The sequence below is a fragment of the Nonomuraea sp. NPDC049129 genome (assembly GCF_040648495.1).
Taxonomy (GTDB): domain Bacteria; phylum Actinomycetota; class Actinomycetes; order Streptosporangiales; family Streptosporangiaceae; genus Nonomuraea.
Map to the genome: position 1 here is coordinate 12,590 of NZ_JBEZDU010000033.1, position 20,269 is coordinate 32,858.

A 20,269-nucleotide genomic window follows, 5' to 3' on the forward strand; every position below is an offset into this window, starting at 1 on the left:
CGTGGCCTCCCAGCCTTCCGCGTCCGCGGCGTCTCCTGGGCTTTTCGCGTTCGCTGGTGCGGATGACATTCGCCGCCGCCTTGACGAGCTCGACTACCTGGTGGACGACGGTACGGCGGCGGCGCTGTACTTCGCCCTGACCCTCGGCCGGCCCCTGCTGTTGGAGGGCGAGCCCGGAGTCGGCAAGACCACCGCCGCCAAGGCCCTGGCCCGCGCCCTGGCCACGCCGCTGATCAGGCTCCAGTGCTACGAGGGACTGACCGCGGGCGAGGCCCTCTACGAGTGGAACTACCAGCGGCAGATGCTGGCCATCCGCCTGGCCGAGTCCCGCCACGACCGGCTGAACGACGCCGACCTGTTCACCGAGGCGTTCCTCCAGGAGCGCCCGATCCTCCAGGCCATCAGGCACCGCGGGCCGCAGCCGCCCGTACTCCTGATCGACGAGATCGACCGGGCGGACGACGAGTTCGAGGCGCTGCTGTTCGAGTTCCTGGGGGAGGCGGCGATCACGATCCCCGAGCTGGGCACCTTCACCGCCGAACGCCGCCCGGTCGTCGTCCTGACCTCCAACCGCAGCCGCGACCTGCACGACGCGCTGCGCCGACGCTGCCTGTACCACTGGATCGACTTCCCCGCGCCGGAGCGAGTGGCGGAGATCCTCCGGCGTACGGTCCCCGCCGCGAACGACGCGCTGATCCACTCGGCCACGGACTTCGTCGGCCAGGTACGCCGCCTCGACCTCGACAAGGCGCCGGGCATGGCCGAGACGATCGACTGGGTCTCGGCCCTGTCCTCCTTGGGCGCGTCACGGCTGGTCAGGGACGACGTCGTACGGACACTGAGCACCCTCGCGAAGACGCTGGACGACCGCGCCGCCATCACCGAGGCGCTCAGCAGGAGAGGCACATGAAGATCGACAACGAGTTCACGGTCAGCGTGCCCATCGAACGAGCCTGGGAGGTCCTCACCGACCTGGAGGGCATCGCCCCGTGCATGCCCGGAGCCCGGCTCACGGGCGTGGAGGGTGACGTCTATTCGGGCAAGGTACGGGTGAAGGTGGGGCCGGTCGTCTCCGAGTACGCCGGGACGGTCAGGTTCCTGGAGAAGGACGACGGGGAGCACCGGGCCGTCATCGACGCCAAGGGGCGGGACTCGCGTGGAGCGGGCAACGCCTCGGCGGCCATCACCGCGCAGCTACGTGCAGACGGGCCACGCACGGTCGTGTCGGTGGACACGGATCTGAAGATCTCCGGGAAGGTGGCGCAGCTCGGCAGCGGCATGATCAAGGAGGTCTCCAACAAGCTGCTCGGCCAGTTCGTCACCTGCCTCGAAGCCAAGCTCACGGAGCCGGTCCCTGACACGGCGGCCCCCGACACGTCCGCCCCCGACACGAACGAGGTGCCCACCACCGAGGCCCAGGCGCCCGTCACTGAGGCGCCTGTTCGCGAACTGGAGCCGGAACCGGAGGCGTTGGACGTGCTGGGCGTCGCCGGTGGGGCCATCTACAAGCGCCTGGTGCCGCTCGTCGTCGGGGTGGTCGTGGTCATCGTGGCGGTGGTCGTCATCTGGACCGTTGTCTCATAGCGGGCGGCGGCCGGGAGCCCTGCTGGCGGGCGTGGACCGGGCGGCTTTCGCGGCGGCGCTGGCCGTACGGCTGAGGCGGCACGGCGTGCCCGTGGGCTTCACCGGCATCGAGGACTTCACCCGCGCCCTCGCGATCGCGCCTCCCGCCTCGCTGCCGGAGCTGTACTGGACCGCGCGCGTCAACCTGGTACGGCGGCAGTCGGAGATCGAGCCCTTCGACGAGGTGTTCGCGGCCGTCTTCCACGCGACAGGACCCGCCCTCGACCCGCACGCCCGCCGCAGCCCCCTCAGCACGGCGAACGGCATTACCGACGAGGCGTTCGCCCCGCTGCCGGCCGCTTCCCACGGTGGCGACGACCCTGGCGGGCTGCCCTGGATGACGCTCCCGGCGGTGGTCGCGCCCGCCGAGAGCTCGGACGGCCCGGCCGTTCCGGAACGGCTGCCGAGTGCCGCCGAGGGCCTGGCGGACGTGCCGTTCGAGCGACTCGGCGAGCGGGAGTGCGAGCTGCTCGGCGCGTGGCTGGCGACGACCGTGGCCGCCTGGCCGGTACGGCGCAGCCGCAGGCAGGCGGTGTCGTCGAGGGGTCGTGCGATCGCGGTCCGGGCCACGCTGGCCCGCGCCCGCCGTACCGGCTGGGAGCCGCTCCGGCTGGCCAGGCAGCGACCCGTCGACCGGCCCCGGCGCGTGGTCATGCTCTGTGACGTCAGCCAATCGATGCAGGCCCAGGCGTCGGCGTACCTGCAGCTGATGCGGGTGCTCGCGGTGGCGGTGGACGCGGAGGTGTTCGCGTTCGCGACGACGCTGACCCGGCTGACGCCGGTCCTCGCGCATCGCTCGACGGCCGCCGCGATTGAGCTGGCCTCGGAGCGGGTGAGCGACAGGTTCGGGGGTACGCGGATCGCGACCAACGTACGGGCGCTGCTGGCCTCGCACCACGGCGCGAAGGTGCGGGGCGCCATCGTGCTTGTCGGCTCCGACGGCTGGGACGCCGACCCACCGGCGGAACTGGCCGCCGCGATGGCCCGGTTGCGACGCCGTGCGCACCGGGTGATCTGGATGAACCCCCGGGCCGCCGCACGCGGCTTCGAACCGCGCGTGGCCGGGATGGCGGCCGCCCTCCCGTACTGCGACCTGCTGCTCCCCGCCGACACGTTCGGCTCGCTCCGCACCGTACTCACGGAGCTTGCCCACGCCTGACACGTTGCCTACCAGGGCCGACATTCACGGCAGACGCGACAGCGCGCCGGATCCTGCACCCTCCGGTCACGGGGGCAGACCTTGTGGGCGCTCGCGCGTCGGTGATCCACAGGGCAAGCAGTTGGTATCGCGCGATGCTGAACATCAGATCGGCGGAGGAGTCGCTGGTCGCGTAACGGCAGTACTGAGCTACTACACCGAGCGCATGCCCCTCAGCGTACATATCCGCCTTCACGACACTCCGCTCTACAACAGCATCTATCGTTTTGACGATGAGATGCTGGTCAATGTCCACGTGTACGGCATCCTCGCTGCGTACACGCCCACACTGCATCTCCGTCGGGTCGATGGGGCATGGTTCAACACGTATTTGGAATCCTTCGAGCGGGTATGGGCATCGCTCGCCCAGCAGACTCGCCTGATCGAGCAGTTGGGTCGGCTCTCTCAAGACGGTGTCAGCCGACGCAGGATCGGCGTCGACTTCGGCTCGATCGGGCTGTGCCACATCACCGCAGATTTCAGTGACGCGATCGGACCTGCGATCAGTTTGGTCACGGGCATGAGCCCCGAGCCCGCGGAGGGGACTACCTGCTGTGGGCGGCTTCGAGGTCGGACTGGTGGGCGACGGCCCAGAGGCCCAAGGCGCGTACCGGCCCCAGGAAGGAGCGGCCCAGGTCGGTCAGCGCGTAGTCGACGCGCGGCGGGACCCTCGGATGGACCGTGCGGCTGATCAGACCATCCTCTTCGAGGGCGCGCAGCGTACGGGTGAGCATGCGGCGGCTGAGCCCCTCCACGGACCTGTCCAGCTCGTTGAAGCCGTGCGCGCCGCGCTCCAGGATCGAAAGGATCACGACGCTCCACTTGTCACCCACCCGGCGCAGCACGCTGGTCGCGGGGCAGTTCTCGTGCTCAGCCACCGTGACAGGGACGGTGATGGTTGCAGTGGACATGAATGTGCCTTCTTTCGGACCTTTCGCCAGTTGGCCAAAGATCAGGGTACGCACATCGACCTCCAAGGGGGATTTATCGTGATTGTGGTTAGCGGAGCGTCCGGGCAGCTCGGACGCCTCACCGTCGGGCACCTTCTCCAGCGGGTGGAGGCCGCCCGCGTCGTGGCGTTGTCCCGTACCCCTGATGCCATCGCCGATCTCGGAGTGGCCACCCGGTACGCCGACTTCGACGATCCGGCAAGCCTGCCCGGCGCGCTGGAGGGCGCGGAGCGGCTGCTGATGATCAGCATGGGCTCGCTCACCGGGGCGCCTCGCGGGCACGTCAACGCCATCGAGGCGGCGGTCAAGGCGGGGGTAGGCCATGTGATTTACACATCGTTCGCAAGGGCAGGCGAGCCGGGCCAGCCCCAGGCGCTCATCCAGAACCACGGGGAGACCGAGCGGCTGCTGGCCGAGTCAGGGCTGACGTTCACGGCGCTGCGGTTCAACCAGTGGCCGGAGATGTGGAACCTCGTCGGCCTGCCCGCCATCGCCGTCGCCACCGGGGTGCTGCCCAGCAATTCGGGTGACGGCCGGGTGGGACACATCACCCGCGATGACAGCGCCGCCGTCGCCGCGGCCGTGCTGGCGGAGGGCGGCTGCGAGGGGCAACTCCTCGAGGTCACAGGCCCGGAGGCGGTCACGGACGCGGACGTGGCCGACGCGCTCGCCCAGGTCACCGGTCGCCCGATCCGCTGCGAACAGGTCTCGGACACCGACCTGGCCGCGGCGCTGTCCGGACATGGGCTCCCCGAGATGTACGTTCAGGGATGGACGGGCCTGGGGACGTACAAGCGCGACGGCTGGTTCGACGTGACCACACACGCGGTCGAGCACCTTACCGGCCGCAAGCCCACCCCGATCGCCGACTACTTCGCCGCTCAGTATGTTCACGGGCGCTGAGACGGTCAGCTCCACAGCGTGATGTGGATGGACGGGCGGAAGCGGCCGACGTTCACGCCGGGGCCGCGCAGCATGGCCTGGGTGGCGCGGGGCGTGGTGACGAACCTGACCAGCTCGGCCGCCGCCGGAGCCACGCCGCCCTCGGCCAGCGTCATCGTGACCCAGCCCCCGTCGAACCGCAGGGCGGGCCCGGCGATGCGTACCAGGCGCCCGTTGGCGAGGTCCGGTGCCACCGCGAACGAGATCGCCGGCGCCACGCCGCTGTTGCGCTGCGCCTCCTCCAGCGCCGCGGCGTGGCTCTGGTAGATCTGCTGGTGGTGTTCGGGCACGTTGAGCTTGCGCAGCATCGTCGGTACGGCGCCGAGCTCGGTCGCGGCCGAGGGGCCGAGCAGCCACACCTGGTCGCGAAGCTGGTGTACGCCGACGTCGCGCCCGGCGAGCGGGTGATCGGGCCCACACACGACGACGAGCTGGAAGTTCAGGAACGGCTTGCAGGACAGCGTCTCGTCCACGTAGCCGCCAGGGCCTGGGCCGATCGCCACGTCGACGGTCCGCGCGCGCAGCAACGACCCGAACCGCCGCGGGTCGTGCACGCTCAGCTCCACGTCGAGATCGGCGGCCCGCCCGGCGAACAACCCGATCAGACCGGGCGCCGCGTGCTCGGCGAACAGGCTCGACGCGGCGACGCGTAACAGCCGGCGCCCGCGTCCCGCCTGGCTCACCTCGATGATCGTGCGTTCCTGGAGGCTCAGCAGCTCCGCCGCCCTGCTGGCCAGCCGCAAGCCGCCGGGCGTGAACGCGAGCCCGGCGGCGGTCCTGGTGAACAGCCGGTCACCGAGCTCCTTGCGCAGCTGGCCGACGTGCAGGGAGACGGCCGCCTCCGACACGTCGAGCTCCGCTGCCGCCTGCTTGACCGACCCGAGCCGCACCACGGCCGCGAACGCGCGAAGCTGCGTGGGCGTCATGAGCAAAAGCTACTGGCCGGGCATCAAAGATCATAGATAAACCGATGCGGCAAAAGGCCAAAATCGGTCAGTCGCCCGTGACGCTGATCTGGGCGGTCCAGTCGGCGACGACGCGTGTTCTCTTCGACGGCGTGGCGGGGACGACGGCGGCGAACCAGGTGGCCTGGACGAGGATGACCCGGCTGCGGAACTCCTTCTTGCCGCTCAGTACGGCGGGCTCCGGGCGGGTGAAGGAGAGTGCCGCGGCTTTGGGGCGGGCGGAGAAGACCTGCTGCTCCCGTACGCCGTACCAGACGACGGCTCCTCCTCCGGAGGCGCGCAGCGCGTAGATCGTCGGGACCACCTGGGTGCGGTCGCGTACATCCCACTGGCCGCGCAGGAGGCGCATGTCGGCGAGCCGCGCGGTGGCGGACTGGGTCGTGTAGGGGCCCGCGGCCAGGAGGCGCTTGGCCTCCGTGTCCTTGCCGTTGGTGGCCAGGGAGCGCGCGTGCGCGGCGGCCATCGCGCGGGGGGCGACGGCGAGGTTCGTGGTGTCGTCGGCGGCCACCGCGGTCGCCAGTCCCTTGTCGTCCACCGCGATCGGCAGTGCGGGTGCCTGGAGCGGGGTGGTCGATCCGGCGACCAGGCGCCAGCCGCCGGAGGTCTCCTGGAGGATGAGCTGGGTCCGGTAGTCCTTGCCCTGCTCGGTGATCTCGGCCAGGAACCAGCGGGCGCTGCCGGGGTTCTTCGGGATCACGAAACGCGTGCTGGTGAGGCGGGGCAGCGTGCCGAGCCGGTCACCGCGTAGCCTGGCGAGCCGGAAGACGGCCCGGTCGAGCTCCAACGCCAGGCCGGCGCTCGTTTCCTGCACTCCGGATCCGTTCCGCTTCCTGACCTGCTGCAGTCGCTCACGGTAGCCGTTGAGGACGAACTCGGCCCCGTCCTCCGTCAGTGTGGGCTGCGCCGGTGCGGCGCTCGCCCGGGGCCCGGCGCTCACCGACCAGGCACCGGCCTGGGGCGACGTCCCGGAGGCACTGCACGCGGTGACCATGGCCAAGGCCAAGCCGCTGACGAACAGCTGGCGATTCACCGGCACGGATACCTCCGCGACATGCCCGTGGGAGCGTCCTGAGCTGTCCTCATGATGTACGGCCCGCACCTGGCCCCGGTTCAAACAACCGAGGCTGGGACTCCATACGGACCGTGTTCGACCCGCCGGGACCGTACGACGCGGCTCAGAACTCGGCCGCCGCGAGCCGGTGCGCCCGGACGGTCGCGGGGCGCTCGTCGTACGCGGGGCGGGTCAGCAGCGCCTGGGCGAGGTTGGCCTTGATCAGGGCGGCGCCGCGCACCACCGGCACCAGCGTCAGCGCGAACAGGACGCCGAGCACCGTGTTGAAGACCACGAAGGTGGTGGTGTCACTGCCGAGGCCGAGCAGTTCGGGCAGCCCGCCGTGGAAGTCGGGCAGACCGGCGATGATCCAGCCGTAGAGCGGGAAGGTCAGTCCGGCGATCGCGCCCGCCCACCAGACGATGGTGACGACGAAGGTGGCGATGGCGAGGGGGAAGGCGACGACGGCGTGCAGCATGTCCAGCGCCGCCTGCCCGCTGGTCAGCGGGTTCATCGTGCGGCGGAACCAGCCGGCGTCCGAGGGAGCCTGCTGGTAGCGAGGACGCGCGACGCGGCGGCCGAGCACGTCGGGCAGCAGCACCCGCTCGACGTCGGCGAAGTTACGCGCCATGGCGGCGGCCGCGGCCAGGATCGGCAGGCCGACGAAGGCGACGGCGCTGCCCGCTCCGGCCGCGACACCGATCAGCACCAGGACGAAGGACATCACGGCGGTGGGGAAACCGAGCAGGACATAGCGGGTGTCAGTGGCGATGCGGTGCCGGAGCGTTGTCATGCCAAGAACGTTACGAGTCGCCGCCCCTCCAGATCGCTCCCGCTCACTGGCGTATCGAGGTAGTGCAGGCCCTACCAAGTACGCCAGGTCGTGATGGCGTGCGACCGTCATCCGCCACCCGTCAGGTGGTGATGGCGTGCGACTCCATGTCGGCCACCGTCCACTCCTCGACCTCGTCCAGGTGGATCGCGGCCGCCGCCTGCGCCGCCGCGACGTCGCGGCCCGCCATGGCGTCGAGGATCTCCAGGTGGCGGCGGGTGGAGCCGGCGATCCGGTGCGGGCCGGTGGCGCCCAGCACGCGCAGCCACTGCACGAACGGCTCCGTCGAGGAGCGGACCCGGATGAGCCGTTCGTTGCCGGTGGCCGCCACGATCTCGGTGTGCAGGCGCGTGTCACTGACGAAGAACGGCTCGTAGTCGCCCTTCTCCGCGTACGCCAGTGCCTCGACGACCTCGGCGCGGAGCTCGGCGATCCGGGGGAGCGGCATGACGGCGGCGGCGATGCCGGTCGCCAGCCACTCGATGCCCTTGCGCAGCTGGCAGACCTCGTGGACGTCGGTGACGTCCGGCCGGGCCACGAACGTCCCCGACCGAGGCCGCGTCTCGATGAGCTGGTCGTGCTCCAGGCGGGCCAGCGCCTCGCGGACCGGCGTGCGCGAGACGCCGAACTCCGTGGCCACCGAGTTCGGATCGAACCGGGAACCGGGGGCGTACACCCCGCTGGTGATGCGGTCGCGCAGGATCCCGTAGAGCTGGTCCGCGATGGAATCCACGACCAGGGACGAACCCTTCGAGAGCTTGACGGACTGACCCGGCACGATCTCCCCCTGCAGATGTGTGATGTCTAGTCGATCAGGTTAGCCGCGCGGAGGGCCACCGCGATCCGCTCGCGTTCGGCGGAGCTCGCCGGCGCGAAGGGCTTCCGGGGACGTCCTCCGTTGCGGCCCTGCAGCTCCAGTGCCGCCTTGAGCGTGGCCGGCAGGTTGGGTCCGTCGATCGCCCGCCACACCGTGAGAATACGCTCGTGCAGCTTCAGAGCGAGCGCGTGGTCGCCGTCCTGGATGGCGTTCCACAGCTCGACGCTGAGCCGCGGCGTGACGGTCGGGATGGCCGCGAGCGCGCCGTGCGCGCCGAGCACGAACGCCGGGTAGTGCAGGTCGTCGAGCGCCGCCAGGATGGTGAACCGGTCGCGTACCCGGGCCAGCAGGTCGACCAGCAGGTGCATGTCGCCGCCGCTCTGCTTGATGGCCACCAGCTGCGGAACGGCCGCGAGCCGCTCGATCACGTCCACGGGTACGAGGGCCCACGGCACCACGTTGTAGAGCACGATCGGCAGGTCCACCGCGGCCCCGATCTCCCGGTAGTACGCCACGGTCTCCTCGGCCGACGGCGCGAAGACATAGTGCACCGGTGTGATCTGCAACGCGTCGACGCCCACCTCCTTCAGCGCCAGCGAGTAGCGGATCACCTGGGCCGTCGAGTTCTGGATCACTCCGGCGATCACCGGCACCCGTCCGGCGACCTCCTCGACCACGACCCGGCAGATGTCCCGGCTCTCCTCCAGGGAGAGCGTCTGGCCCTCCCCGGTGCTGCCGCACGCGCAGATCGCGGTGACTCCGGCTTCCAGCAGGTACTTGACCTCCTGGCGCAGGAGATCGAGGTCGACCTCGTCGTTCTCGTCGAACGGGGTCACCACCGTGGAGATCATCCCGTGCAGGTCCAGGTCGCTCATCGACATCCTCCTCGTGGCGCGGCTATTGCGCCCATGTTAAATCTAGTGTCTGATACATTAGATTATCACCCGGACATGAAAGGATGTCCAATGCAGAGCGGGACGCCAGTCAAACGTGTCGTCTGGGCCAGCGCCCTCGGCACGACCGTGGAGTACTACGACTTCACGCTCTACGCCACGACGGCCGCGCTGGTCTTCAACAAGGTCTTCTTCCCGGCCGAGATCCCCCTGGTCGGCACGCTGGCCGCGTTCGCCACGTTCTTCGTCGGCTATCTGGCGCGCCCGCTCGGCGGCCTGATCTTCGGCCACTTCGGTGACCGGCTGGGCCGCAAGAACATCCTCATCACCACGATGCTGATGATGGGCACCGGCACCTTCGCCATCGGCCTGATCCCCTCGTACGAGTCGATCGGCATCGTCGCGCCCCTGCTGCTGGTGCTCATCCGGCTGATCCAAGGGCTGGGGATGGGTGGCGAGTACGGCGGTGGCGTGCTGATGGCCCTTGAGTACAGCCCGAAGCGACGCCAGGGCTTCTTCACTTCCCTGGTGCACATCGGCACCCCGGCCGGTGTGCTGCTGCCGGTCGCCCTGGTCACGGCGCTGGACACGTTCCTGCCGGCGGGCGCGTACGAGTCGTGGGCCTGGCGCCTGCCGTTCCTGGCCAGCATCGCGCTGGTCGCCGTCGGCTTCTACATCCGGCTGCGCGTCAGCGAGAGCCCCGAGTTCGTCAAGATGCGGGCCGAGCGCGAGGTACGGAAGCTGCCGGTCAAGGAGCTGTTCGCCGATTACACGGGCAAGGTGCTGCTGTCGATCGTCGCCAAGGTGGCCGAGAGCGGGCTGTTCAACGTCTACTACGTGGTCGCCATCGCCTACGTCACCACGGAGCTGGGTCTGCCGCGCGGGCCGGTGCTGATGGCCGTACTGATCGCGTGCCTGGCCGAGTGCTTCACGCTGCCGCTGTTCGGGGCGCTGTCCGACCGGATCGGCCGACGCAAGGTGTACGTGGGCGGCGCGGTGTTCCAGCTGCTGCTCGCCGTGCCGTTCTTCCTGCTCGTGCAGACCGGCAGCCTGCCGCTGATGACCCTGGCCATGGTGCTCGGCCTGGCCGTCGGCCACGGCTCCATGTACGGCGCGCAGGCGGCGCTGTTCGCCAACCTTTACCCGGTTCAGGTGCGCTACACGGGCCTGTCGGTCACCCAGCAGGTAGGGGCCACGCTCGGCGGCGGGCTCGCCCCGCTGGCCGGAACCGCGCTGCTCGCGGCCGGTGGCGGCCACTGGACGTGGCTCGTGGTCTATATGATCGCGATCGCGGCTCTGTCCAGCCTGGCGGCCAGTCGGCTGGGCTCGGGCGAGCTCGACCGTGAGGCGCTCGGTGGAGTGCCCGCCGCCAAGGAGGCGATCCAATGAGCCTGTTCCTCGCCGAAGGCGATCCCGTGACGCCCGCCCTGCGCGGGTTCGCGCGGGTGCACGCCGACCTCGTCGAGCTGAGCGAGGACCCGGTCTTCCTGCGGGCCCGCGACCGCGATCCGCGCCGGACCGTCGGGCTGGTGTCCGGCGGCGGCTCGGGGCACGAGCCGCTGCACGGCGGGTTCCTCGGCCGGGGGATGCTCGACGCGGTGGCGCCGGGGCAGGTGTTCGCCTCGCCGCACAACCGGCAGGTGCTGGCGGCCAGCCGCGCCGCAGCCGGTCCCGGCGGGGTCATCCACATCGTGAAGAACTACACCGGCGACCGGATCAACTTCGGCATCGCCGCCGAACGCCTGCGGCACGACGGCATCGAGGTCCGCCGGGTGCTGGTCGACGACGACCTGGCGACCGAGAGCACGGAGACGGCGACGGGACGGCGGGGCACCGGCGCGACCGTCATCGTGGAGAAGCTCCTCGGCGCCGCCGCCGACGAGGGGCTCGGCCTCGACGAGCTGGCCGAACTCGGCGCGCGGTTCGCCGCCGCCTCACGCAGCCTCGCGGTCGCGGCACGGGCCCAGACCTCGCCGCAGACCGGCGCACCCTCGTTCGAGCTGGGGCCCGACGAGCTGGAGTACGGCGTGGGCATCCATGGCGAGCGGGCGGCCAAGACGATCACCAGGCCGCCCGTCGGCGAGCTGGTCACCCGGATGCTCGACGAGCTGCTGGCCGGTCTGCCACCGGGTCCCGACGACCTCGTCGTGCTGGTCAACGGGCTCGGCGGGACCACCCAGCTGGAGCTGTACGGCGTCTTCGACCAGGTGGCGGGCGAGCTGTCGGCGCGCGGGCTGGACGTGCGCGGCTCGCTGGTGGGGACGTACGTGCCCGCGCTCGACATGGCGGGCTTCTCGCTGACCCTCACCCGGCTCGACCCGTCCTGGGACCGCTGGTGGCGGGCCCCGGCCATGACACCCGCCTTCGTCCGCCTTGAGGAGAACCGATGACCGCGTCGCCCGTACTCCGCCGCTACGCCGCCGACGTGGAGGCGGCCCACGCCGAGCTGACGCGGCTCGACCAGCTCAGCGGGGACGGCGACTTCGGCGACAACCTGCGCTCCGGGCTGCGCCGCGTCGTCGACGAGCTCGACCGGTCCGGCACGGCTGGACACGGGTTCGACGTGGCGGGACGGGTGTTCCTCGACGACGTCGGGGGCACGAGCGGGCCGCTGTTCGGGCTGCTGTTCACCGAGATCGGCCGGGCGCTCGACGGCGACGAGCCGACCGGCCGGGCGCTCGATGGCGACGAGCCGACCAGCCGGGCGCTCGATGGCGATGTGCCGACCGGCCGGGCGCGAGACGGTGATGTGCTGAGCTGGGCCGCGGGCGCCTCCGCCGGGCTGGCCGCGATCCAGCGGGTGGGCGAGGCCAATGTGGGCGACCGCACCCTGGTCGACGCGCTCGTGCCCGCGGTCGCGGCGCTGGAGTCGGACGGTGCCGGAGCCTTCGCCCGTGCCGCCGCGGCCGCCGCCGACGGCGCCCGGAGCACGGCCGAGCTGCGGGCTCGGCTCGGACGGGCCAGTTACGTGGGTGAGCGGGCCAGGGGTGTCGCCGATCCCGGGGCGGTGGGAGTGGCGCTGCTGTTCCGAGCGCTGGCCGAGGTCGAGGAGCCTGGCTCGGGAATCGCCCCGCCGTACTGACGGACGTGCGGTTACGGGACGCGCGCGACGCCGCCCAGGACGCCGCCCTTCGCCAGGCTGGCCGGGATGTACTGCTCGTCGTTGCGCCAGTCCTGCACGGGTACGACGCCCGGTTCGAGCAGTTCGAGGCCGTCGAAGTAGCCGCGTACGGTGTCGCGGTTTCGCCAGGTCATCGCCCCCGAGCTGGTCTGCCGGTAGACGTCCTGGGCCTCGGCGAGCCTGGCCGGGATGCCCTCGTTCTCCTCGATGTACCCGTGCGAGATGATCAGGTAGCTGCCCGAGGCCAGCGGCTCGCGCAGGGTCTGGACGATGCGGGCCACTTCCTCGTCGTCGGCGAGGAAGTGGAACACGGCGACGACGAGGAGGGCGACCGGCTGGCTGAAGTCGAGGTGCGCGGCGACGGCGTCCAGGATCGCCTTCGGGTCGCGCGTGTCGCCCTCGACGATCACCGTGTCGGGGTTGTCGGCGAGCAGGGCACGGGCATGGACCAGGACGATCGGGTCGTTGTCGGTGTAGACGACCTTGGCGTCCGGGATGACGCGCTGCGCGACCTGGTGCACGTTGTTCTGGGTAGGCAGACCGGTGCCGATGTCGAGGAACTGCCGCACACCCGCCTTGGCCGCCTCCTCCACCGCCCGGATGAGGAACCCACGGTTCGCTCGGGCGATCTCGCGGATGTCGGAGCCGGTCTCCAGACTGATCCGGATGATGTGTTCGGCCGCCTCGCGATCGGCGGAGAAGTTGTCCTTCCCGCCCAGGAAGTAGTCGTACATCCGGGCGACGCTGGGAACGGTCGGGTCGACTTTCCCCGCGGGCAGCTCGTGCTCGGTCACACCTACACCTTCCTCGCCTATGCCCGCATCTTACGAGGAATCAGGTGATCTGTGGCGATCTGTCAGTCCGGTGCCCAGTACTTCACCAGAAACCGCTCCATCCGCTGTACCACCGGGGTCCAGGTGGCGGTCAGGGTGTAGCGGCTGACGCGGTGGCCTCGGTAGGTGAGGGTGTACTTGAGGAAGTCGGCTCCCTGGGGCTTGGCCTGGGAATGGCCGAGGCGCAGGAGCTTCAGGTCGTGGTGGAGTTTGCGCTGTTCGCCGCGGGTGAGGCACTTGTCCACGGTCGGGCCCGTACGACGGCTCAGGCGTACGCAACCGTTGGTGTAGACGATCACCCGGTTGTCGAAGCCCGCGAAGCCGCCCTGCTCGCGCAGCTCGACCAGCACCTTCTTGGCGATGGGCGTGGCCGATGCGGCGGGTGCCATGGTGGCGCTCAAAGCGGTGCTCAACACCACGATGAGCGCGATCCGCAAGATTCTCATACTCCTACGACGTACGGAGCAGCGAATCGGCTCATCAGACGTGGGGGAGCGGCGAAACGGCTCACCGTCCCAGACCCGCGTCCCGCGCCCGGACGATCGCCTCGGCCCGGTCGGCGACGTGCAGCTTGGCGAAGATGTTCGACACGTTGTTGCGCACGGTCTTCGGCGACAGGAACAGGGCCGAGGCGATCTGCGCGTTCGCCCGTCCCGCCGCGACCAGCGAGAGTATCTCCCGTTCACGGGGCGTGAGCTGCGGAAAGGCCGGGTCGTCCGAGCGCCCTGTCGCGGTGCCGGTGAAGAAGTCGGCGACGCGACGGGCGACGGCCGGACCGAAGATCGCCTCGCCATGAGCCACCGCGGTGATCGCGCGGACGATCTCGGCCTGGTTCGCCCCCTTGAGCAGATAGCCGCGGGCTCCCGCGCGCATCGCGGCGAACAGCGTGGCGTCCTCCTCCGACATGGTCAGCACCACGACCGCGATGTGCGGGCTGTCGGCGACGACCCGCCGGGTGGCCTCGATGCCGTCCAGCCCTGGCATCCGTACGTCCATCACCACCACGTCCGGCTGCGATTCGGCGGCCCGCTCGACCGCTTCGGCGCCGTTCGCGGCGGTGCCCACCACCTCGATGCCGGGTATCGAGCCCAGCAGCACCGCCAGTCCGTCACGGTAGACCGGGTGGTCGTCGGCGAGCAGCACCCGGATCGTCTCCTCAGACACCGGCCGTCTCCATCGCCTGCTCCAGCGGGAGCCGCGCGCCGACCAGCGTCCCGCCGCCGGGCGGGCAGCTCACCTGGCAGTCTCCGCCCAGCTCGGCGGCGCGCTCCCGGAGCGACAGCATGCCGACGCCGGCCACCACGTCCGGCCCGATGCCCACGCCGTCGTCGCGGATCTCCACGTCCAGCCTTCCCTCTCGCACGGTCAGCGTGATCTCGCACCGTGTCGCGCTCGCGTGCCTGGCCACGTTGGTGAGCGCCTCGGACACGATCCGGTAGGCCGCCACCTCCACGGCCGCGGGCAGCATATCCAGCCGCTCGTCGCCGCCGACCATGACCCGCAGCCCCGCCGAGCGGAAGCGGTCCGCCTGCTGCTCGATGGCGCCCCTCAGCCCCAGCTCGTCCAGGGCGGGCGGGCGCAGGTCGTGCACCAGCCTGCGTACGTCGGCCAGCACGCCGGTCACCTCCTCGGCCGTCTGCGCCAGGATGCGGTCGGCTTCGTCGGGCGCGGTGGCCGCCAGGTTCCTGGCCGCCTCGACGCGTAACGCCACCGCCCCCAGGCTCGGGCCCAGGCCGTCGTGCAGGTCGCGGCGGAGCCGGCGGCGTTCCTCCTCCCGGGCGAGGACCAGGCGGGCGCGGATGCGCTGCAGGTCGGTGCTGAGCTCGCTGGCCCGCGCCGCCGCGGCGGCCTGCCGTACGAGATCGCCGAGGAGGCGCTGGTCGCGTTCGGTGAGGTCCGTACGGCACAGCACCAGCAGCCCCACCACCTCACCCCGGTAGGCGACCGGCAGGGACACCGACGGCCCGCGCGGCGAGCCGTGCTCCACCACGGAGCGTTCCCCGCCCGGCCCTTCGATCTCCACCCTGACGTAGGCCAGCCGGAACGCCTCGGCCAGCGTCCTGGCCACCGCGAGCAGTTGCTCGTCCGGGTCGGTGGCCAGTTCCAGCCGCTCGGCCAGCGTCGAGACCGTGGCGTACGGATCGTCGCGCGACCCGCGCACCAGCCGCCGCGCCACCCGCCACAGCCAGGTACGCAGCGGCGCGTAGAGCACCGCGACGATCGCGATGGCGGCCAGCGCCGAGTCCCGCTCGCCGAGCACGCTCCCCGCCACGGTGAACACCGCCACGTCTACCAGCACGACCAGCGCCGCGAGCACGGCGTAGGTGACGGTGGCCGACAGCAGCCGGTCGACGTCGTACAGCCGGTACTTGGTCACCGCGACGACCACGGCACCCGACGTGACCGCGATGGACAGCCCGAGCAGCAGCGCTGGGACCTGTGGCGGCAGCCGGAGCGGGAACAGCAGCACGAGCATGTCGGCCAGCGCCGCCCACATCAGCCAGCGGATCTGGGCCCGCCGCTCGGCACCGGACGCCCGGTAGCGGCGCACCACCACCGCGAACGGCACCACGACACTCACCAGCACCGACACGTACGCCACCCGCAGCGCGACCTCCCAGACCGCGTACGGGAGCGGGACGGCGAACAGATCGAACTCCAGCCGCTCGATCTCCGGCGGCAGCGCGGTCTGGTGGAAACGCTCCATCACCGACGCGGGCGCCAGCGACAGCAGCACCGTCAGCGACCCGGTCAGCGCGAGGCTGGCCCTCGACAGCCAGCGCCACAACGGGGCCGAGGGCAGCCGCCCGTCCGGGAACAGCAGGATCAGCAGCGGCAGCCCGAGAAGCAGCGACGCCCCGAAGCACGCGTAGAACCAGTACGCCGCGGCGGTCCCCGGCGTGCCCGGCGCGACATAGACGCCGTACACCGCCCAGCTCGCCGCGAGCCCGTCCATCAGCCACAACAGCCCGAACCCGGTCAGCGCCCAGGCCACCGGATGGCGGGGCAGCCGGCGCAGCAGCAGCACGCCAGGCCCGAGCAGGGCCAGCCCTGACAGCGCCGCGGACCAGCCCGGCTCCAGCTCGGCGTTGAGCGGGATCCGCACGGCGGCGGCCCGGACGTCCAGCACCACCGTCGCCACGGTGATCGCCACCGCGACCGCGGCCAGCAGAACGGGCATGACCAGCGCCCGGGTCTTCGTCACGTGAAGCATTACACCGGATTTGTCCGTTCCTGTCCCGGGACAGGAGTCCCGGGACAGGAACGGGACACCGGGCCCTGCCTGCCCGGGTCTGCCCGCCCGGAAGCTGGTCCTCGTTGCTCACACCCTGTGGAAAGGACCAGATCACCATGGACCCGCACATCACGACGACACCCGCGAAAGCCCGCACTGACATGCCCGTCTCCGGTGAACCGCCCATCACCGGTAAGCCCCCGCTCTCGCTCGGCATGGTGCGCGGCCTGGGCCTGTCGCTGACCGCCGGCACGCTCGCCTGGGCGGCGAGCATCTTTCTGTACGGGACGCAGAACACCGGGTTCGAGGAGCGCGTCGGTGACCTGACCGGGCTCCTCTTCCAGGGCGGCGTGTTCGCCCTGCTCACCGTGCAGGCCAGGAGCCAGGCCACCGGGCTCACCCGGATCTCCCGGGGCATGCTCCGGGTCGAGGCGGTGCTGCTCGCGCTGGCCAGCGTCTGGTCGCTGCTGCACGGCGTCCTGCCCGAGCCCCAGCAGGACGGTCCGCTGCTGGCGGTCCTCGACCTCTTCTGGCCGCTGTCGATGCTCGGCATGATGGTGATCGCGGTGAAGCTCGCGGTGGCCGGACGGTGGCGCGGGCCGCTGCGCTGGTGGCCGCTGATCGCCGAGAGCTGGGCCGTCGTGACGGTCCCGCTGTTCATCGTGTTCGGCGAGCAGGCGTCCCGGTGGGTGGGCGGGCCGCACCTGATCATCGGGTACGCCACCCTCGGCGTGCTCCTGGCCTGGCGTCCGGAGCTGACCCGTTAGGGGCTTACCGATACGATCAGCTCCTTGTGGGGGATGCGCAGTTTGATGGGCGCGTCACCGTCGGTCCCGTACCCCTGGAGGATCGCTGATGGCGAAGGTCGACCTTCACCGCCAGGCGCTCGAAGACTGCCAGTCGGCGGCGAACCGTTTGTCCAAGGAGTTCGCCGACCTCGCTGGCGGGTATCCGGCCAAGACCGCCGACTCCTCGATCTTCGGTGACCTGACCGGCTCCTCCTCGCTGGCCGCCCTCCTCGACAAGATCGAGACCGGGGTCTCAAGCGAGCTGGGACATGTCCAGAACAAGCTCCAGGGCGTCGAGCGGGCGCTGGAGAAGGTACGCGACAACGTCCACACGGCCAACCAGGCCTCGGGCGCTTGATCAAGGAGTGAAGCGTGGAGCTCGGCGACCTGCCCGGCGGTGACGGCCTTGCGAACATCCTCAAGTCCGTCAGTGGCGATCCCGGCTCGGTCCGCGGCGTGGCCAAGCGCTGGCGCGGCGCCGGCGGCAAGACCGGCGAGTACGTCGGCCGCCTCGGTACGTCGGTCAAGGGCGTCAACACGGCCTGGCAGGGCGACTCCGCCGACGCCTTCGACAAGTACATGCGCCGCTACTCCACGGCCGGCGGCGCGCTCCACGACGCCCTGACGGACAGCGCGACGGTTCTCGACGACGTCGCCCAGGCGCTGGAGACGGCCGCCTCGAAGGTACGCGGGATCTGCGGCGACGTCCTCGACAAGGCCCGCGCCTACAAGACCAACAATCCGGACGCCACGCAGGCGGAGTTCGACAAGGCGCTCGCCTCTCCCGTCGCCGACGCGGTCGAGGACGCGAAAACGCACCTCACCTCGGTCAACAAGGTCGTGAACCAGGCCGTCAAGACGATCGGCGAGCACTGGAACGGGCGGGAGGCGACGTTCGCCGCCATCAAGGCGCCCGGCGACCAGACGTTCGTGCCGGCGCCGGGCCACACCGTCCACTGGGACCCGACGCCGCTTCCCGACTGGCAGAAGACGACACTGGCGAGCGCGAACGGCAACGGCAACGCTTACAGCCCCGCCTCCGCGTCCGCCCCGGTGGCCGCGTCTTCCGGGTCCGGCGGATCTTCGGGCTCCGGGGGCTCGGGGGGCTCTGGGGGTGCGGTCGCCCAGGCCGTGCCGTACGTGCCGGGTGGCGGCACCGGCGCCGACATCGTCAACGCGGCGCGGCAGCACCTCGGCAAGCCGTACGTCTGGGGCGCCAACGGCCCGAGCGCCTTCGACTGCAGTGGGCTCGTCTACTACTCGCTGAACCAGGCGGGCATCAAGATCGGCGACACCACGGCGGCCGGCTACCAGGCGAGCGGGCACCCGATCTCAGGGCCACCGCAGGCCGGTGACATCGTCTTCTTCGGCGCCCCGCCCGACCACGTGGGAATCTACATAGGCGACGGCAAGATGATCCACGCGCCGCACCCGGGGGCGAACGTCCGGGTGGGAGAGGTGGCGGTCCAACACGGCCCGATCACCTACCGCCGCTTCTGACCCCCGCGCTTCTGGACCACGCGGGAACTTGGCCTGAACACACGCGAGCCGGGGCCCGCGTGTGCGGACCCCGGCTCGTCGTGGTGTTACGTCGTAGATCAGACCGGAACGATGTTCTCGGCCTGCGGGCCCTTCTGGCCCTGCGTGATGTCGAAGCTCACCTTCTGGCCTTCCTGCAGCTCGCGGAAGCCCTGGGCGGCGATGTTCGAGTAGTGGGCGAAGACGTCGGCGCCGCCGCCGTCCTGCTGGATGAAGCCGAAGCCCTTTTCAGAGTTGAACCACTTCACGGTGCCAGTCGCCATGTCGATCTCCTTTGATAGGCGCAGAGCCGGGACTCGCAGGTCACGAATCCCATGTCGCCGCAATGACCCATCCGGAAATGACCGGTGAAAACAACACGCCTTCGGGGCGGAACCCGTCGGGCGCGCAAAGTTCGTGGGTACCAAAACTGCAACAGCTGCCACGCTAGCACGTGGCCTCTCATACTCCCTCCCGAAAAATGGGAGATCTTGCGGCCTGCCTGCTGGAACGGAAAATCGCCGCCTGGACACCGGCTCCCGACCGGTCGAGGAGCGCCGCCTGCCCCTGCCGGACGGGCCCGAGAGCACGCGGAATCTGGACGGTCGTGACCATCGACCACGACCCGACACGGTCGACGCACTCTCGCCGCCGGCGGGACCGCAAAATTTATGTCAACCCGACATAGATAAAACAAAGCGGCATATCAGACATCTCTCATGTGGCGTCGGCAGAGTTCAGGGCGTGCGGATGACCTTCGGGGGCCGAATTCATCGGGATGCGGCCGGGTCATCCGGGATTGGACGTTGATCTCAGTGCGTTTCCTGAAGCCCCTTACCGTGACCCTGGCCAGTGCCGCCCTCGTCGCCCTGCCGTTCGCGGGCGGCGCCTTCGCCGACAGCGGCCAGCCGCAGCCCGCTCCGACGGTCACCCCGGGCGTGAAGACCACCCCGACCACCAAGCCCACCGCACCGGTCAAGACCGGCCGCCCCAACGCGACGGACGACAACGCGCGGCCCAAGCGCCCGACCTCCACCGCCCACGTCCGGGAGACCACGGCCTCCACCCTCTACTTGAAGGAGCGCCGGAGCCCGGCCTCTCTCGAGGTCTCGGTCAACCCGACCCGCGTCAAGCAGGGCGCCTCCTACGGGGTGACCATCGTGGTCAAGGGCGCGTCGGCGGGTAAGGCGGCCACGATCACGAGCCCCGAGGGCAAGAGCTACCGCGTGTCGCTCGACCAGCGGACGGTCACCAAGACGCTGACCGTACCGGCCAAGGCCAAGCTCGGCGCCAAGACGGTCACCGTCAAGGTCGGCAACCGGACCGCCACCGCCCAGTTCACCGTCGTCCGCGGCGGCGACCACCGCGACGACCACCGTCACGAGGGCAAGTAGCCGGCCACCGCCACGAGGGCGAATATCGGGAGGCCCTCGTCGCGGAACCAGCCCGCGCTGTGGGCCCGGCCCTCCCCGTGGCCGGTCCCGCCAACGCGGGCGCCCGCGC

22 protein-coding genes are annotated in these 20,269 nt (G+C 70.6%); 11 read left to right on the plus strand and 11 right to left on the minus strand.

Translation table 11 applies throughout. The features are described from left to right. Position 1: 1 nt before the first annotated feature. Genes AB0B64_RS52830 through AB0B64_RS52840 form a run of 3 tightly spaced genes read left to right on the plus strand, consistent with a single transcriptional unit; the run spans position 2 to position 2,782 of the window. Positions 2–910 carry a MoxR family ATPase gene (locus tag AB0B64_RS52830; RefSeq protein WP_357939112.1) on the plus strand — a complete coding sequence of 303 codons (909 nt, stop codon included), beginning with the start codon at positions 2–4 and terminating at the stop codon, positions 908–910. Beyond that, complete coding sequence (locus AB0B64_RS52835) at positions 907–1,584, plus strand: SRPBCC family protein (RefSeq protein ID WP_358200343.1); 678 nt, start codon at positions 907–909, stop codon at positions 1,582–1,584. Before AB0B64_RS52830 ends, AB0B64_RS52835 begins: the two co-directional genes overlap by 4 nt. Beyond that, on the plus strand, positions 1,574–2,782 hold the full coding sequence (locus AB0B64_RS52840) for a VWA domain-containing protein (protein WP_357939114.1): 1,209 nt from the start codon (positions 1,574–1,576) through the stop codon (positions 2,780–2,782). The genes AB0B64_RS52835 and AB0B64_RS52840 overlap by 11 nt, the downstream gene beginning before the upstream one ends. Before the next feature lie 584 nt (positions 2,783–3,366). Here the strand turns inward: AB0B64_RS52840 and AB0B64_RS52845 are convergent. Beyond that, a complete protein-coding gene (locus tag AB0B64_RS52845; protein ID WP_357939116.1) occupies positions 3,367–3,732 on the minus strand; it encodes a helix-turn-helix domain-containing protein in 366 nt (121 codons plus the stop codon). A gap of 78 nt (positions 3,733–3,810) precedes the next feature. On the opposite strand from AB0B64_RS52845, the gene AB0B64_RS52850 reads away from it, so the two are divergent. Next, the gene (locus AB0B64_RS52850) at positions 3,811–4,674 is read left to right on the plus strand and encodes an NAD(P)H-binding protein (protein ID WP_357939118.1); all 864 of its coding nucleotides are present in this window, start codon (positions 3,811–3,813) and stop codon (positions 4,672–4,674) included. A gap of 5 nt (positions 4,675–4,679) precedes the next feature. Here the strand turns inward: AB0B64_RS52850 and AB0B64_RS52855 are convergent, their stop codons facing one another. The 5 genes from AB0B64_RS52855 to AB0B64_RS52875 all read right to left on the minus strand — a co-directional run bounded on the left by AB0B64_RS52855 (position 4,680) and on the right by AB0B64_RS52875 (position 9,253). Next, on the minus strand, positions 4,680–5,639 hold the full coding sequence (locus tag AB0B64_RS52855) for a LysR family transcriptional regulator (protein WP_358200363.1): 960 nt from the start codon (positions 5,637–5,639) through the stop codon (positions 4,680–4,682). Positions 5,640–5,706: 67 nt separating this feature from the next. Continuing rightward, positions 5,707–6,714 (minus strand): hypothetical protein, encoded by a 1,008-nt coding sequence (locus AB0B64_RS52860; RefSeq protein ID WP_358200373.1) that lies wholly within the window; start codon positions 6,712–6,714, stop codon positions 5,707–5,709. Positions 6,715–6,853: 139 nt separating this feature from the next. After that, positions 6,854–7,522: a sensor domain-containing protein gene (locus tag AB0B64_RS52865; RefSeq protein WP_357939125.1), complete on the minus strand. Its 669-nt coding sequence runs from the start codon at positions 7,520–7,522 to the stop codon at positions 6,854–6,856. Between the two features lie 121 nt (positions 7,523–7,643). Beyond that, a complete protein-coding gene (locus AB0B64_RS52870; RefSeq protein WP_357939127.1) occupies positions 7,644–8,339 on the minus strand; it encodes a GntR family transcriptional regulator in 696 nt (231 codons plus the stop codon). Between the two features lie 26 nt (positions 8,340–8,365). Next, positions 8,366–9,253 (minus strand): dihydrodipicolinate synthase family protein, encoded by an 888-nt coding sequence (locus AB0B64_RS52875; RefSeq protein ID WP_357939129.1) that lies wholly within the window; start codon positions 9,251–9,253, stop codon positions 8,366–8,368. A gap of 90 nt (positions 9,254–9,343) precedes the next feature. Here AB0B64_RS52875 and AB0B64_RS52880 point away from each other — a divergent pair, with 90 nt between their 5' ends. The 3 genes from AB0B64_RS52880 to AB0B64_RS52890 are packed head-to-tail and all read left to right on the plus strand — an operon-like array spanning position 9,344 to position 12,353. Continuing rightward, positions 9,344–10,660, plus strand: coding sequence for an MFS transporter (locus AB0B64_RS52880; RefSeq protein ID WP_357939131.1), 1,317 nt, complete (start codon positions 9,344–9,346; stop codon positions 10,658–10,660). Further along, positions 10,657–11,661, plus strand: coding sequence for a dihydroxyacetone kinase subunit DhaK (locus tag AB0B64_RS52885; protein ID WP_357939133.1), 1,005 nt, complete (start codon positions 10,657–10,659; stop codon positions 11,659–11,661). The genes AB0B64_RS52880 and AB0B64_RS52885 overlap by 4 nt, the downstream gene beginning before the upstream one ends. Further along, positions 11,658–12,353 (plus strand): DAK2 domain-containing protein, encoded by a 696-nt coding sequence (locus AB0B64_RS52890; protein WP_358200403.1) that lies wholly within the window; start codon positions 11,658–11,660, stop codon positions 12,351–12,353. The genes AB0B64_RS52885 and AB0B64_RS52890 overlap by 4 nt, the downstream gene beginning before the upstream one ends. Positions 12,354–12,364: 11 nt before the next feature. Here the strand turns inward: AB0B64_RS52890 and AB0B64_RS52895 are convergent, their stop codons facing one another. From AB0B64_RS52895 to AB0B64_RS52910, 4 genes are all read right to left on the minus strand, one after another. After that, complete coding sequence (locus AB0B64_RS52895; protein ID WP_358200412.1) at positions 12,365–13,186, minus strand: SAM-dependent methyltransferase; 822 nt, start codon at positions 13,184–13,186, stop codon at positions 12,365–12,367. 62 nt (positions 13,187–13,248) lie between these two features. Continuing rightward, a complete protein-coding gene (locus AB0B64_RS52900) occupies positions 13,249–13,671 on the minus strand; it encodes a hypothetical protein (RefSeq protein WP_358200419.1) in 423 nt (140 codons plus the stop codon). A gap of 61 nt (positions 13,672–13,732) precedes the next feature. Next, positions 13,733–14,389, minus strand: a complete 657-nt coding sequence (locus AB0B64_RS52905; protein WP_358200427.1) for a response regulator transcription factor — start codon at positions 14,387–14,389, stop codon at positions 13,733–13,735. Next, a complete protein-coding gene (locus AB0B64_RS52910; protein ID WP_358200441.1) occupies positions 14,382–16,430 on the minus strand; it encodes a sensor histidine kinase in 2,049 nt (682 codons plus the stop codon). Before AB0B64_RS52910 ends, AB0B64_RS52905 begins: the two co-directional genes overlap by 8 nt. A gap of 146 nt (positions 16,431–16,576) precedes the next feature. On the opposite strand from AB0B64_RS52910, the gene AB0B64_RS52915 reads away from it, so the two are divergent. The 3 genes from AB0B64_RS52915 to AB0B64_RS52925 all read left to right on the plus strand — a co-directional run bounded on the left by AB0B64_RS52915 (position 16,577) and on the right by AB0B64_RS52925 (position 18,748). Beyond that, a complete protein-coding gene (locus AB0B64_RS52915; protein WP_358200446.1) occupies positions 16,577–17,227 on the plus strand; it encodes a hypothetical protein in 651 nt (216 codons plus the stop codon). Positions 17,228–17,315: 88 nt separating this feature from the next. Further along, positions 17,316–17,606 (plus strand): hypothetical protein, encoded by a 291-nt coding sequence (locus tag AB0B64_RS52920; protein WP_358200453.1) that lies wholly within the window; start codon positions 17,316–17,318, stop codon positions 17,604–17,606. Positions 17,607–17,620: 14 nt separating this feature from the next. Beyond that, a complete protein-coding gene (locus tag AB0B64_RS52925; RefSeq protein ID WP_358200462.1) occupies positions 17,621–18,748 on the plus strand; it encodes an NlpC/P60 family protein in 1,128 nt (375 codons plus the stop codon). 98 nt (positions 18,749–18,846) lie between these two features. Here the strand turns inward: AB0B64_RS52925 and AB0B64_RS52930 are convergent, their stop codons facing one another. Then, the gene (locus AB0B64_RS52930) at positions 18,847–19,050 is read right to left on the minus strand and encodes a cold-shock protein (protein WP_214640926.1); all 204 of its coding nucleotides are present in this window, start codon (positions 19,048–19,050) and stop codon (positions 18,847–18,849) included. Between the two features lie 531 nt (positions 19,051–19,581). Here AB0B64_RS52930 and AB0B64_RS52935 point away from each other — a divergent pair. Then, on the plus strand, positions 19,582–20,160 hold the full coding sequence (locus tag AB0B64_RS52935) for a hypothetical protein (protein WP_358200478.1): 579 nt from the start codon (positions 19,582–19,584) through the stop codon (positions 20,158–20,160). Positions 20,161–20,269 lie beyond the last annotated feature (109 nt).